Annotated in this window: 12 protein-coding genes; 10 read left to right on the forward strand and 2 right to left on the reverse strand. The window is 62.1% G+C overall.

Features of this window, described 5'->3' with window-relative positions; genetic code table 11:
• Window positions 1-97 precede the first annotated feature (97 nt).
• A complete protein-coding gene (locus AC4IHP_RS26100) occupies window positions 98-844 on the reverse strand; it encodes an NRDE family protein (protein WP_490833106.1) in 747 nt (248 codons plus the stop codon).
• Window positions 845-974: 130 nt separating this feature from the next.
• Between AC4IHP_RS26100 and AC4IHP_RS26105 the strand changes: the two genes are divergently transcribed.
• From AC4IHP_RS26105 to AC4IHP_RS26115, 3 genes are all read left to right on the forward strand, one after another.
• A complete protein-coding gene (locus tag AC4IHP_RS26105) occupies window positions 975-1,757 on the forward strand; it encodes a sulfite exporter TauE/SafE family protein (RefSeq protein WP_016772682.1) in 783 nt (260 codons plus the stop codon).
• Between the two features lie 79 nt (window positions 1,758-1,836).
• A complete protein-coding gene (lgt, locus tag AC4IHP_RS26110; RefSeq protein ID WP_016772683.1) occupies window positions 1,837-2,652 on the forward strand; it encodes a prolipoprotein diacylglyceryl transferase in 816 nt (271 codons plus the stop codon).
• 50 nt (window positions 2,653-2,702) lie between these two features.
• The gene (locus AC4IHP_RS26115; protein WP_016772684.1) at window positions 2,703-3,674 is read left to right on the forward strand and encodes a thymidylate synthase; all 972 of its coding nucleotides are present in this window, start codon (window positions 2,703-2,705) and stop codon (window positions 3,672-3,674) included.
• A gap of 121 nt (window positions 3,675-3,795) precedes the next feature.
• Here AC4IHP_RS26115 and cadR read toward each other — a convergent pair whose 3' ends face one another.
• Window positions 3,796-4,245 (reverse strand): Cd(II)/Pb(II)-responsive transcriptional regulator, encoded by a 450-nt coding sequence (gene cadR / locus AC4IHP_RS26120; protein WP_490833107.1) that lies wholly within the window; start codon window positions 4,243-4,245, stop codon window positions 3,796-3,798.
• Window positions 4,246-4,329: 84 nt separating this feature from the next.
• On the opposite strand from cadR, the gene AC4IHP_RS26125 reads away from it, so the two are divergent.
• The 7 genes from AC4IHP_RS26125 (at window position 4,330) to AC4IHP_RS26155 (ending at window position 13,378) form a co-directional block, all read left to right on the forward strand.
• Window positions 4,330-6,636 carry a heavy metal translocating P-type ATPase gene (locus AC4IHP_RS26125; RefSeq protein ID WP_490833108.1) on the forward strand — a complete coding sequence of 769 codons (2,307 nt, stop codon included), beginning with the start codon at window positions 4,330-4,332 and terminating at the stop codon, window positions 6,634-6,636.
• Window positions 6,637-6,651: 15 nt separating this feature from the next.
• The gene (locus AC4IHP_RS26130; protein ID WP_490833123.1) at window positions 6,652-7,515 is read left to right on the forward strand and encodes a LysR family transcriptional regulator; all 864 of its coding nucleotides are present in this window, start codon (window positions 6,652-6,654) and stop codon (window positions 7,513-7,515) included.
• A 196-nt stretch (window positions 7,516-7,711) separates the two neighbouring features.
• Complete coding sequence (locus AC4IHP_RS26135; protein ID WP_490833109.1) at window positions 7,712-8,788, forward strand: putative 2-aminoethylphosphonate ABC transporter ATP-binding protein; 1,077 nt, start codon at window positions 7,712-7,714, stop codon at window positions 8,786-8,788.
• Window positions 8,788-10,512, forward strand: coding sequence for a putative 2-aminoethylphosphonate ABC transporter permease subunit (locus AC4IHP_RS26140; RefSeq protein ID WP_490833110.1), 1,725 nt, complete (start codon window positions 8,788-8,790; stop codon window positions 10,510-10,512). The genes AC4IHP_RS26135 and AC4IHP_RS26140 overlap by 1 nt, the downstream gene beginning before the upstream one ends.
• A gap of 37 nt (window positions 10,513-10,549) precedes the next feature.
• The gene (locus tag AC4IHP_RS26145) at window positions 10,550-11,575 is read left to right on the forward strand and encodes a putative 2-aminoethylphosphonate ABC transporter substrate-binding protein (RefSeq protein ID WP_460122133.1); all 1,026 of its coding nucleotides are present in this window, start codon (window positions 10,550-10,552) and stop codon (window positions 11,573-11,575) included.
• Between the two features lie 118 nt (window positions 11,576-11,693).
• Window positions 11,694-12,827 carry a TIGR03364 family FAD-dependent oxidoreductase gene (locus AC4IHP_RS26150; protein ID WP_490833111.1) on the forward strand — a complete coding sequence of 378 codons (1,134 nt, stop codon included), beginning with the start codon at window positions 11,694-11,696 and terminating at the stop codon, window positions 12,825-12,827.
• Window positions 12,824-13,378, forward strand: coding sequence for a phosphonate degradation HD-domain oxygenase (locus AC4IHP_RS26155; RefSeq protein WP_490833112.1), 555 nt, complete (start codon window positions 12,824-12,826; stop codon window positions 13,376-13,378). The genes AC4IHP_RS26150 and AC4IHP_RS26155 overlap by 4 nt, the downstream gene beginning before the upstream one ends.
• Window positions 13,379-13,441 lie beyond the last annotated feature (63 nt).

Below are 13,441 nucleotides of genomic sequence, written 5' to 3' on the forward strand. Positions count from 1 at the left end.
GGCTCGCTCCCACAGGGGTTCGTATCGATCACGAAACCCATGTGGGAGCGAGCCTGCTCCGGGCGGCGTTCCGACGAAGGCGCCAGTTCAGGCACCGCTAAACCACAACCTCCACCTCGCCCAAATGCCCGCCATACGGCCCAAAGCTGCGCTCAACCATCCGCCGCGTTCCGTCCGCCTGCACAACCAACGCTGTACTCGCCCGCGTCCCGTAACTCTGGCTGGCAATAAACACGCTCGACAGCAACGCTTCCGTCGCCATGCCCACTCCGGTATCCGGCAACTCCGCCTCGGGTGCGGTCTGCGCATCGCTCAGCAAGGTCAACAAGCGCTCAGGCTGCGGATCATCCAGCACCGCGCTCAACGCAGCCTTGGCCTTGAGCAGTTTTGGCCAAGGCGTATCCAGCCCCGCGTTGGATAAACCATAAACCCCGGGCTGCAACATCACCGGCTCTGACGCCCGCGCATTGAAGTGCCACAACTCATGGGCATTGCCCAGCAGCAGATTGAACCCGGCATAGTCCGCTGCACGAGCCACCACATCGCTCAAATAATCATCAATCGACAGATCAGCCGTGAGAAAGCGCGCCACCAGTTCGCCCCGGGATTTGGTTGCCGGCGGCTGTTGTGGATCGCGGATATTGGTCAGCGCGGCGAAGCGTCCGTTGGCGCCGATCCCCAGCCAGGTGCCGCCAGCCTCAAGATCACGCCCGGCATGCACATGCGGCGCCTCGGGCCACGGCGCCAATGGCTGGCTGGGGCGGGCGTAGAACTCGTCGCGGTTGGCCGCGACGATCAGCGGCTGGGCATGGCCCGGGCGCCAGGCGAAAACAATCAGGCACATAAGGTGGTCCTTGTGTGTTTTTTGCCCACTCTACGCATCCGGCGTCCGTGCATCCATCGCCAGTGGAGCAGAAGGCTGCGCATCCGTTAACATGCCGCTCCTGTTTTGCCGATGCGTGCTGGAGACGGTCATGGAATTTCTGCTCTACCTGGCGCTCGGCGCCTGTGCGGGCGTGCTCGCCGGGCTGTTTGGAGTCGGCGGCGGGATCATCATCGTCCCGGTGCTGGTGTTCAGCTTCACCCTGCAGGGTTTCGATCAGTCGATCCTCACGCACCTGGCGGTGGGCACGTCGCTGGCGACGATCATCTTCACCTCGGTCAACGCCGTGCGTGAACATCACCGTCGCGGCGCGGTGCGTTGGGCGATTTTTCGCTGGATGACCGTGGGCATTCTGCTCGGCGCCGGTTTCGGTGCGCTGACCGCAGAAGCGATCTCCGGGCCGAACCTGCAAAAGATCATCGGCGTATTTGCCCTGGTGATCGCCGTGCAACTGGCGCTGGATGTCAAACCCAAAGCCAGCCGAACGGTACCGGGCAAACTCGGTCTGACTGCCGCTGGTACGGTGATTGGCTGGGCCTCGGCGATTTTCGGCATTGGTGGCGGCTCGCTGACCGTGCCGTTTCTGACCTGGCGCAGCGTGCCGATGCAGCAGGCTGTGGCGACCTCATCGGCCTGTGGCCTGCCGATCGCTCTGGCCAGTGCAGCAAGTTTCATGATTCTGGGGTGGCACGATCCGCTGTTGCCGGCCCATAGTCTCGGTTTTGTGTATTTGCCGGCATTGTTGGGCATCGCCCTGACCAGCATGGTGTTTGCCCGGCTCGGCGCGCGTCTGGCGCACAGGTTGTCGCCGCGCTTGCTGAAAAGGCTGTTCGCCGCTTTGCTGTTCTGCGTGGGTTTGAGCTTTCTGCTCTGACTGCGTGGCAATCCTGGCTTAATCCTGAGGTGGCAGCGTCGCCCGGGAATTTCGCTTTCAACTCTAACAAGGAGTCGCAATGCTGCCTTACCCGCAGATCGACCCGGTGGCCCTGGCCATCGGTCCGCTGAAAATCCACTGGTACGGTCTGATGTACCTGATCGGCATCGGCGGCGCGTGGCTGTTGGCGTCGCGCCGGCTCAACCGCTTCGACCCGACCTGGACCAAGGAGAAACTCTCCGATCTGGTGTTCTGGCTATCGATGGGCGTGATTGTCGGCGGCCGTCTGGGTTACGTGCTGTTCTATGACCTGAGCGCGTACCTGGCCAACCCGACGCTGATTTTCGAAGTGTGGAAGGGCGGCATGTCGTTCCACGGCGGATTCATCGGCGTGATGCTCGCGGCCTTGTGGTTCGGCAAGCGCAATGGCAAGTCGTTCTTCCAGTTGATGGACTTCGTCGCGCCGATGGTGCCGATCGGCCTGGGCGCCGGGCGCATCGGCAACTTCATCAACGCCGAGCTGTGGGGCAAGGCCACCGACGTGCCGTGGGCCATGGTGTTCCCGCCGTTCAGCGATCCGGCGCAGTTGCCGCGTCACCCGTCGCAGCTGTATCAGTTCGCCCTCGAAGGCGTGGCGCTGTTCCTGATCCTGTGGATTTTCTCGCGCAAACCGCGCCCGACCATGGCGGTCTCCGGCATGTTCGCGCTGTTCTACGGCATCTTCCGTTTCATCGTCGAGTTCGTCCGCGTCCCGGATGCGCAGCTCGGCTACTTGGCGTGGAACTGGCTGACCATGGGTCAGGTGCTCTGCGTGCCGATGATCGTCGGCGGGCTGTTGCTGATCTGGCTGGCCTATCGTCGCGCCCCGGCAGCGCCGCTCGCGCCGACGGCTTAAACTACGAACCCCGGCGCGCGACGCCGGGGTTCCAAGGACACAGGTAACTCATGAAGCAATATCTCGAACTGGTCTCGCACGTCATTCAGAACGGCACCAAGCAGGCCAACCGCACCGGCATCAACACCATCAGTTTCCCGGGAGCGATGCTGCGTTTCGATCTGCAGGAAGGTTTCCCGGCGATCACCACGCGCAAGATGGCCTTCAAATCGGCCATCGGCGAGATGTGCGGGTTTCTCCGTGGCGTCAACAACGCCGCTGAATTCCGCGCGCTGGGCTGCAAGGTCTGGGACCAGAACGCCAACGAAAACGCGCAGTGGCTGGCCAACCCGTTCCGTCAGGGCGACGACGACCTCGGCGAAATCTACGGCGTGCAATGGCGCAAATGGCCGGCGTACAAGCAGATCCCGCTGAGCAACACCGCCGCCATCGAACAGACCCTGAGCAACGGCTACAAGCAGATCGCTCAGGGCGAAGAAGACGGCCAGGCCTACGTCGTGCTGTACAAGGCGATCGATCAGGTGCGCCAGTGCGTCGACACGATCATCAAGGATCCGGGCAGCCGCCGCATTCTGTTCCACGGCTGGAACTGCGCCCAGCTCGATGAAATGGCCCTGCCGCCATGCCATCTGCTGTATCAGTTCCACCCGAATGTCGAGACCAAGGAAATCTCCCTGACGCTCTACATCCGCTCCAACGATCTGGGGCTGGGCACGCCGTTCAACCTCACTGAAGGCGCTGCGCTGCTGAGCCTGATCGGTCGCCTGACCGGTTACACGCCGCGCTGGTTCACCTATTTCATCGGCGATGCGCATGTCTACGAGAACCACCTGGACATGCTCAACGAACAGCTCAAGCGCGAGCCGTTTGCCATGCCGAAACTGAAAATCTCCGATCGCGTGCCGGAATTTGCCAAGACTGGCGTGTATCAGCCGGAATGGCTGGAACTGGTCGAGCCGAGCGATTTTTCGCTGGAAGGCTACGAGCACCATCCGCCGATGACCGCGCCGATGGCGGTCTGACAAGTAATACGCCACACCCCTGTGTAGGAGCTGCCGAAGGCTGCGATCTTTTGATCTTGCTGTTTAAAAGATCAAAAGATCGCAGCCTGCGGCAGCTCCTACATTTGGTTTTGTGTTGGGCTCAATGGCCGTGACTACGGCCCACATGGGAATGCTCAACCTCCGTCGCCACAACCCCGCCACTCACTTCCAGCCGCTGCAAGATCCCGCATTGATCCGCCTCCGGGCCTTCGCCACAGCGTTGGCGCAGGTCGAGCAGTTGTGTCTGCAACGCCAATAACCCATCAATCCGCGCTTTCACATGCTGAATATGTTCGTCGATCAGCGCATTGACGCTCTCGCACTGATCCTGCGGGCTGTCGCGCAGGGCGAGGAGGCTGCGGATTTCTTCGAGGGTCATGTCGAGGGTGCGGCAGTTGCGGATGAAGGTCAGGCGCTCGGCGTGGGCCTGGGTGTAGACGCGATAGTTACCGTCGCTGCGCGTCGGTTCCGGCAGGAGGTTTTCGCGCTCGTAGTAGCGGATGGTTTCCACCGCGCAGTCGGTGAGTTTCGCCAGTTCGCCGATCTTCATGACGGTCATCTCCAAAAGGTTGCTTGACCCTATAGTGGCTACAGGGTCTTTACTTGGCAACAGGTACCTTCATGGACGCGACCAATGAGCGATTCCCTGCACACCCACAAGCCCGGCGACGGCCACGATCACAGTCATAAATTGCAGCCCGTGCATAACCATTCGCACGGCGGCGATTCCTGCTGCGCTTCGAAAGCTGCGCCGGCCCCGGTTCATTCGCACGCAGATTCCTGCTGCTCGTCGAAAGCCGCAGCGCCTGCCTTGGTGCAATTGAGCGAAAAGACCAGCGACGATGCGCGCCTGAGCAGCTTCCGCATCGAGGCAATGGACTGCCCGACCGAGCAGACGCTGATCCAGAACAAGCTGGGCAAACTCGCTGGTGTGCAGCAGCTGGAATTCAACCTGATCAACCGCGTGCTTGGCGTGACCCACAATCTGCCGGGCACCGAGCCGATCACCGAGGCGATCAAATCCCTCGGCATGCACGCCGAGCCGCTGGAGGCGGGCGTCGATGCGCCGGCTCCGGCGCCAGTAAAAAAACACTGGTGGCCATTGGCGCTGTCCGGCCTAACCGCGCTGGGCGCCGAAGTCATCCACTTCACCAGTGCTGCACCCGACTGGGTGGTGGCGATTGTTGCGCTGGTGTCGATCCTCAGCGGCGGCCTTGGCACTTATAAAAAGGGCTGGATTGCCCTGAAGAACCGCAATCTCAACATCAATGCGCTGATGAGCATCGCCGTGACTGGCGCAATCCTCATCGGCCAGTGGCCAGAAGCGGCGATGGTGATGTTCCTCTTCACCGTCGCCGAGCTGATCGAAGCACGCTCGCTGGATCGTGCACGCAACGCGATCAGCGGCTTGATGCAGATGACCCCCGAGCAAGCCACGGTATTGCAGGCCGACGGCAACTGGCGCGACCAAGAGGTAAAAAGCGTCGAACTCGGCGCCCGCGTGCGGGTGAAACCCGGCGAGCGCATCGCGCTGGACGGCGCGGTGGTCAGTGGCAGCTCGACCATCGATCAGGCACCGATCACCGGAGAAAGCTTGCCGGTGGAGAAAACCATCGGAGACAAAGTCTTCGCAGGCACGATCAATCAGGCCGGGTCGCTGGAATATACGGTGACCGCAGCGGCCAACAACTCGACGCTGGCGCGGATCATTCACGCCGTCGAACAGGCCCAGGGCGCACGGGCGCCGACCCAGCGTTTCGTTGATCAATTCTCGAAAATCTATACCCCGGCGGTGTTCGTCTTCGCCTTGGCCGTGGCGATCATCCCGCCGTTGTTCATGGGCGCGGCGTGGTTCGACTGGATCTACCGTGCGCTGGTGTTGCTGGTGGTTGCCTGCCCGTGCGCACTGGTGATTTCCACTCCGGTGACCATCGTCAGCGGCCTCGCGGCGGCGGCGCGCAAGGGCATTCTGGTCAAGGGCGGCGTGTACCTGGAAGGCGGCTTCAAGCTTGATTATCTGGCGCTGGACAAGACCGGCACGATCACCCACGGCAAACCGGTGCAGACCGATTACCTCTCGCTCGACCGGGCCGCAGACGCCACGGCACCGGCCATCGCCGCCGCGCTGGCCGGGCGCTCCGATCACCCGGTGTCGCTGGCGATTGCCAATGCCGCTGTGGATAACAACTTAAGCGCACTGCCTGTGGACAACTTCGAGGCACTGGGCGGGCGCGGTGTTAAAGGCGACATCAACGGTCAGACTTATCACTTGGGCAACCATCGTCTGGTTGAAGAATTGGGCCTTTGCTCGCCGCAACTGGAAGAGAAGCTGTTCGCGCTGGAAAAACAAGGCAAATCCGTAGTGCTGCTGCTCGACAACTCAGGCCCGCTGGCGCTGTTCGCCGTGGCCGACACGGTCAAGGAAAGCAGCCGCGAAGCGATCCGTCAGTTGCATGAGCTCGGGGTGAAAACCCTGATGCTGACCGGCGACAACGTCCACACCGCGCAAGCGATTGCCGCTCAGGTCGGCATCGACGAGGCGCGCGGCGACTTGCTGCCGACCGACAAGCTGCAAGCCATTGAAGACCTGTACAAGCAGGGCCACCGGGTCGGCATGGTCGGCGATGGCATCAACGACGCGCCGGCATTGGCCCGTGCCGAGATCGGCTTCGCCATGGCCGCCGCCGGCACCGACACCGCGATCGAAACCGCCGATGTCGCCCTGATGGACGACGATCTGCGCAAGATCGCTGCCTTCATCAGCCTGTCGCGCAATACCGCGAGCATCCTGAAACAGAACATCGCCCTGGCGCTGGTGATCAAGGCGATCTTTCTTGCGGTAACCTTTGCCGGGCTCGCCACCATGTGGATGGCGGTGTTTGCCGATATGGGTGTGAGCCTGCTGGTGGTGTTCAATGGTTTGCGTCTGCTGCGCAAATAAACGTGAGGGATGGTTGTGCTGAGTGCCGAGCTGAAAGCGTTTTACATGGTCGCCCGCCTGGGCAGCATCACGCTGGCGGCGAAAAAACTCGGCCTCAGCCAACCGACCGTGACCACCCAGATTCGCAATCTGGAAAGCCAGTATTCGGTGGAATTGTTCTACCGCGGCGGGCGCCGTTTAAGCGTGAGCGACGAAGGCGCGCGCTTGCTGCCGATGGTCAAAGCCTTACTGCAGCAAGAGGCGGACATCGAGTTTTTCCTGCGCAACAGCGGCCTGGTGCAGGGCACGTTGCGCATTGCCGCGACGGCGCCGTATTACATTCTCGATCTGGTGAAGACCTTTCGCGAGCGTTTGCCGCAGGTGGAAGTCTCAGTGGAAATCGGCAACTCGCAACAGGTGCTGGAAGCGCTGGAGGATTACCGCGTGGATGTCGCGGCGTCGTCACAGCTACTTGATGATGCGCGGTTGATTCGTCGGGTGCTCGGCACCGATCCGCTGGTGCTGGCGGTGCATCGCAACCATCCGTTGGCCGCGCAGGAACATGTGTCGCTGAGTGCGCTGGCCGGGCATACGTTGTTGATGCGCGAGTCGGGTTCGACCACGCGGCGCTTGACCGAAGAGTTGCTGGCCGGCGCCGGCGTAAGTTTCGGGCCGTTGCTGGAGATCGGCAGCCGCGAGTCGATCCGTGAGGCGGTGCTGCGCAACATTGGCATCAGCATCATTGCCCGGCAGGAAGTGCCGCATGATCCACAGTTGCGCGTGCTGACCATCGAGAATGCGCCGCAGATTCCGGAGTATCTGTATTGCCTCAAAGAGCGCAAGGGCGCTCGTCTGCCGGCGGCGTTCCTCGGCTTGGCACAGGAAATGTCCCCGGCCTGAAGATCAAAAGATCGCAGCCTTCGGCAGCTCCTACAGTGGGAACGCAATTACTAATGTAGGAGCTGCCGAAGGCTGCGATCTTTTGATCCTGAACCAAAATCCCCGAATACCACTATCAGCGGTTTTTGCCTCGCTGCCACATGACGGACGCATTACAACTCTAGGATTGGCCTCATCCGTTTGATGAGGCCTGTCCATGAATCCTGCCATCGCAACTGCCCTGACCAACCCCGGCGCGCCGATGAAAGTGCGCGGCGTGCACAAGCGTTTCGGTGCGTTCACTGCGCTGGATAACGTCTCCCTTGATGTCGCCGCCGGCGAACTGGTGTGTCTGCTCGGCCCGTCGGGCTGTGGCAAGACCACGTTGTTGCGATGCATTGCCGGGCTGGAGCAGCAGGACAGTGGCGAGCTGTACCTGGGCGATCGCGATGTCTCGCACCTCGCCCCGCAAGCGCGGGATTACGGGATTCTGTTCCAGTCCTACGCGCTGTTCCCCAACCTGACGGTCGAGGCGAACATTGCCTACGGCCTCGCCGGCAGCGGTCGTGATGAAGTGCGCCGACGTGTCGGTCAGATGCTGGAACTGGTCGGCCTCACCGGCAGTGAGAAAAAGTATCCAGGCCAATTGTCCGGCGGTCAGCAACAGCGAGTAGCACTCGCTCGCGCATTGGCGCCGGCACCGTCGCTGCTGTTGCTCGATGAACCGATGTCGGCCCTCGACGCGCGAGTGCGCGAGCATCTGTGCACCGAGCTGCGTCAGCTGCAACGCAACCTCGGCATCACCACGCTGATGGTCACGCACAATCAGGACGAAGCGATGTTGATGGCGGATCGCATCGCCGTGATGAACAACGGCCGCGTCGAGCAATACGCCACCCCACAGGAAATCTACAACCGCCCGGCCACGCCGTTCGTGGCCGAGTTTGTCGGCCAGGGCAACTGGCTGCCGTTCCAGCGCAGCAGCGACAGTCACGCCCAGGTCGGCGGGATGAATCTGCGTCTGGCCGAGGGCAGCGTGCACGGCGCTTCGGGTCGACTGTTCTGCCGCCCGGAGGCGATCAACGTCAACCCGCTGGTGCACGAAGAGAACCTGTTCCCGGCCAAGGTTCGCGAAATCACTTTCCTCGGCAACCGCTGCCGGATGAGCTTCGAACTCGATCAACTGCCGGGCCATGCGCTGCTCGCCGAGCTCGCGCCAGAAGCCATGCCGCGCCTCGGCGCCCAGCAGATCATGGTCGCCTTGCCGCCGCGCAGTTTGCAGGTGTTCGCCTGATGAACAGCAACCTCGCGCTGCCGCTACCGCACAAGCAGGTGCGACAGTCTTCGAAAGCCGAGATCGGCGATCGCCTGTTCGTGGTCGGCGGCAAAATCCTCCTGCTGGTATTGCTCGGCCTCGCGGTGCTGCTGCCGTTGTTGGCGATCTTCTGGCGTGGCTTCAGCAATGACGCCGGGCAGGGCGGTGGCTGGCTCGCGGCGAAAGAGTTGGTGACCAGTGCCAATTTCCACTGGCTGCTCGGCAACAGCCTGAAAGTGTCCCTCAGCGTTGCGGTCATTGTCGTACCGCTGGCCTACCTGTTTGCCTACGCGCTGCAACGCACGCTGATTCCGGGCAAAGGCATCTGGCGCGGGATCTCCCTGCTGCCGCTGATGGCGCCGTCGATGCTGCCGGGGATTGCGCTGGTCTATCTGTTCGGCAACCAAGGCATGCTGCGCTGGTTGCTCTCGGACAACATCTACGGGTTCTGGGGCATTGTGCTGGGTGAGGTGATCTACACCTTTCCCCATGCGCTGATGATTTTGCTCTCGGCATTGTCGCTGGCCGATGCACGTCTGTTCGATGCCGCATCGAGCATGGGCGCCAGCCCGGCAAAGGCGTTTCGCAGCATCACCTGGCCGGCGACCCGCCAGGCGGTGTTCGCCGCGTTCTGTCTGGTGTTCACCCTGACCATCACCGATTTCGGCGTGCCGGTGGTGGTCGGTGGCGACTATCAAGTGCTGGCGCTGGAGGCCTACAAAGCCGTGGTCGGTCAGCAGCAATTTGGTCGCGGCGCGTTGATCGGCATGGTGCTGTTGCTGCCGGCGCTGTTCAGCTTTGGCGTCGATGCCTGGCTGCGTCGGCGTCACGGTGATTCCATGAGCGGTCGGGCGCAGGTGTTCAAACCGGCGCCGTCGAAAGTGCGCGATGGCTGTTATCTGGCGATTGTCTTGCTGATCAGCGCCGCGTTGATTCTGGTGTTCGGCATGGCGGTGTTTTCCTCGCTGGTGAAATTCTGGCCGTACAACCTGTCGCTGTCGCTCAACCACTATCAGTTCAACGAGACTGCCGGCGGTGGCTGGCTCGCCTACAGCAACAGTCTGAAGATGGCGCTGGGCACGGCACTGATCGGCAGTGTGCTGATCTTCACCGGCGCTTATCTGATGGAGAAAACCCGTACGCAGCGCGGCTTGAACCTGACTTTGCGCATGCTCAGCTTCGTGCCGATGGCGGTGCCGGGGCTGGTGCTGGGCCTGGGTTACGTCTTCTTCTTCAACCTCAGCGGCAATCCGCTGCACGTGCTCTACGGGACGATGACGCTGCTGATCGTCTGCACCATTGCGCACTATCTGACCACCGCACAAATGACCGCGACCACCGCGCTGCGCCAGCTCGACGCCGAGTTCGAAGCCGCCGCGCTGTCGCTGAAGGCGCCGCTGTACCGGCATTACCTGCGCGTGACTGTGCCGATCTGCCTGCCGGCGCTGCTGGACATCGTGCGCTACCTGTTCGTCTCGGCGATGACCACGGTTTCCGCTGCGATCTTCCTTTACAGCCCCGACACCATCCTCGCGGCGGTGGCGGTGCTGAACATGGACGACGCCGGCAACGTCGGCGGTGCGGCGGCAATGTCGACCCTGATTCTGTTCACTTCGGCCGGCGTGTCGCTGCTGCTGGCGTGGGCTTCGCGCGGCCTGTTGCGCCGTTCCCAGGCCTGGCGGCAAACCGCGCCAGGTCACTGATTGCAAACCCGTTCAACTCATCTACAGGAAAACGCTCATGTTCAAGCCTATGGCCCTGGCCGCTGCTGTGCTCGCGACTTTCAGCCTGAATGCCTTCGCGGCAAAAACCGAGTTGACGGTGTACACCGCCCTCGAAGCCGAGCAACTGAAGTCCTACAAGGACGCCTTTGAAAAGGCCAACCCGGACGTCGAGATCAAATGGGTACGCGATTCCACCGGGATCATCACCGCCAAACTGCTCGCCGAAAAAGCGCGGCCGCAGGCTGACGCGGTGTGGGGCCTGGCCGCGTCGAGCCTGGCGATTCTCGACCAGCAAGGCATGCTGCAAAGTTATGCACCGAAGGATCTCGGCAAGATCGGCGCGAATTACCGCGACGCCGCCAACCCGCCAGCCTGGGTCGGCATGGACGTCTGGGCCGCGACCATTTGCTTCAACACCGTTGAGGCTGAGAAGCAGGGTCTGAGCAAACCGATCAGTTGGCAGGACCTGACCAAGCCTGAGTACAAGGGCAAGATCGTCATGCCCAACCCGGCGTCGTCCGGCACCGGTTTCCTCGACGTCAGCGCCTGGCTGCAAACCTTCGGCGAGAAGCAGGGCTGGGCGTATATGGACGGCTTGCACCAGAACATCGGCCAGTACGTTCACTCCGGTTCCAAGCCTTGCAAGCTGGCGGCGGCGGGGGAGTTTCCGATCGGGATTTCCTTTGAATACCCGGCGGTACAGCTGAAACGCCAGGGTGCGCCGCTGGACATCATCCTGCCGAAGGAAGGTCTGGGCTGGGAGATTGAAGCGACAGCGGTGATCAAAGGCACACCGCATGAAGAAGCGGCGAAGAAACTCGCTGATTTCTCCGCCAGCGCCGAGGCGATGGATCTGTACAAAGAGAACTTCGCCGTGCTCGCGCAGCCGGGGATCGCCAAGCCGCAGACCGAATTGCCAGCCGACTATGAGCAGCGTCTGATCAAGAACGACTTTGCCTGGGCCTCGAAGAATCGCGACGAGATCCTGACTGAATGGCGCAAGCGGTATGACGGCAAGTCCGAAAAAGTTGTCGCCAAGTAAGATCTTTATCGACTGACAAGGCCCCTTCGCGAGCAGGCTCGCTCCCACAGTTGCAATGCTGTCCCCTGTGGGAGCGAGCCTGCTCGCGAAAGCGGTTTCTCATTCAGAGCACCTGTACATGACACAACCCAAAGACCTGCTCATCATCGGCGCCGGCATCCTCGGTCTGTCCCACGCCTATGCCGCCGCCAAACGCGGCCTGAAAGTCGCGGTATTCGAACGCACCGCCACGCCCCTTGGCGCTTCGGTGCGCAACTTCGGCCAGGCGCTGGTCACCGGTCAGCCACCCGGTACCATGCTCGACCTGGCCAAGGCCAGCCGCGAGATCTGGGGCGACTGGGCGCAACTTGCCGGTGTGCAGATCAAGCGCAACGGTTCGTACCTGTTCGCCCGCAGCGAGGCCGAAGAACACCTGCTCGAAGCCTTCTGCGCCGACCGCGCGGTCGAGCATGGCTACAACGTCGAGCTGCTGCGCGGCGCGGCGTTGCGTGATCTCTATGACGGCCAGTTCAGCCATCACCGCGCCGCGTTGCACGGTATCGATGATCAGCAGTTGTACTCGCGCGAAGCAATTCCGGCGCTGATCGATTATTTGCGCCGCGACCTGGGTGTCGAGTTTCACTTTTCCACGCTGGTGCGCGACGTCGAGCCGGGGCGACTGCGCAGCACTGCCGGTGAGTTCTGCGCCAAGCAGATCATCGTCTGCTCCGGCCACGACTATCAGACCCTACTGGCCGAGCCGATTGCTGCGCTCAATCCGCAGATCTGTCGTCTGCAAATGCTGCGGGCCAAACCGCAGGTCGATCTCAATCTGCAACACGCCGTGCTCACCGGCCTGAGCTGTGTGCACTACGGCGCTTTCGCCGATTTGCCGGAGGCCGCCGCGGTGCAGGCGCAGATCCTCCGTGAACAACCGCACCTGCACGCCAACGGCATTCACCTGCTGATCAGCCCGACGCCGTATGGCGAACTGATCATCGGCGATTCGCATCATTACGGCAGCGATGCTTCACCGTTCAACGCCGAGCAGGTCGACAACTGGATGCTCGAACTCGCCGAGCAGACGCTGGGCTGCCGGGTGCAAGTGGTCGAACGCTGGCAGGGCGTCTATGGTTCTCGGGGGCCGGGGCCGTTTTCATTCCTGCGCCCGGCACCGGGCCTGAGCGTGGCGCTGATGCACACCGGCGTCGGCATGAGCGTCGGCCCGGCGCTCGCCGAACGCAACGTCGCGCAGCTACTGGAGCAGGCATGAATCAAGAACAGGTGATCGCCCGGGTGTTCGGCCTGTACGAACGCTTCGGCGCCAGCGATTACATCGGCGAACCGGTGTCGCAGCTCGAGCACATGTCCCAGGCCGCAGAACTGGCCATGGCTGAAGGCTGTGACGATGAAGTGGTGCTGGCGGCGTTTTTCCATGACATCGGCCATTTATGTGCCGAGGGCGCGGAAAACATGGGCGGTTATGGCGTGGTCAGCCATGAACGGCTCGGTGCGGATTATCTGCGTGAGGCAGGTTTCAGCGAGCGGCTGGCGCGGCTGGTGGAATATCACGTGCAGGCCAAGCGCTATCTGACGTTGCGCGAGCCGGGGTATTACGCGCGGTTGAGTGAGGCGAGTCGCAGGACGCTTGAATATCAGGGCGGGGTAATGAGCGCGGCTGAGGCGGATGCGTTCGAGGCCGATCCGTTGTGTGCGCTGAGTTTGCGCATGCGGCGCTGGGATGAGCTGGCGAAGGAAAGGGCGGTGCCGGTGGTGGATTTGGCTGTACTTAAAGAAAAAGCGGTGCGACTGCTGGCGGCGTAACCCATGTCACCGAGTCGCGTCATTCGCGAGCAGGCTCGCTCCCACAGGGATCCGCATTCCAGG

Source organism: Pseudomonas sp. UF-293 (assembly GCF_058245595.1).

Excerpts from the sequence above, each read along its gene's own strand:
- AC4IHP_RS26115 (WP_016772684.1), top strand. The coding sequence starts at position 2,703 with ATGAAGCAATATCTCGAACTGGTCTCGCACGTCATTCAGAACGGCACC.
- AC4IHP_RS26145 (WP_460122133.1), top strand. The coding sequence starts at position 10,550 with ATGTTCAAGCCTATGGCCCTGGCCGCTGCTGTGCTCGCGACTTTCAGC.
- AC4IHP_RS26100 (WP_490833106.1), bottom strand. The coding sequence starts at position 844 with ATGTGCCTGATTGTTTTCGCCTGGCGCCCGGGCCATGCCCAGCCGCTG.
- AC4IHP_RS26155 (WP_490833112.1), top strand. The coding sequence starts at position 12,824 with ATGAATCAAGAACAGGTGATCGCCCGGGTGTTCGGCCTGTACGAACGC.
- AC4IHP_RS26140 (WP_490833110.1), top strand. The coding sequence starts at position 8,788 with ATGAACAGCAACCTCGCGCTGCCGCTACCGCACAAGCAGGTGCGACAG.
- lgt (WP_016772683.1), top strand. The coding sequence starts at position 1,837 with ATGCTGCCTTACCCGCAGATCGACCCGGTGGCCCTGGCCATCGGTCCG.
- AC4IHP_RS26135 (WP_490833109.1), top strand. The coding sequence starts at position 7,712 with ATGAATCCTGCCATCGCAACTGCCCTGACCAACCCCGGCGCGCCGATG.
- cadR (WP_490833107.1), bottom strand. The coding sequence starts at position 4,245 with ATGAAGATCGGCGAACTGGCGAAACTCACCGACTGCGCGGTGGAAACC.
- AC4IHP_RS26105 (WP_016772682.1), top strand. The coding sequence starts at position 975 with ATGGAATTTCTGCTCTACCTGGCGCTCGGCGCCTGTGCGGGCGTGCTC.
- AC4IHP_RS26125 (WP_490833108.1), top strand. The coding sequence starts at position 4,330 with ATGAGCGATTCCCTGCACACCCACAAGCCCGGCGACGGCCACGATCAC.
- AC4IHP_RS26150 (WP_490833111.1), top strand. The coding sequence starts at position 11,694 with ATGACACAACCCAAAGACCTGCTCATCATCGGCGCCGGCATCCTCGGT.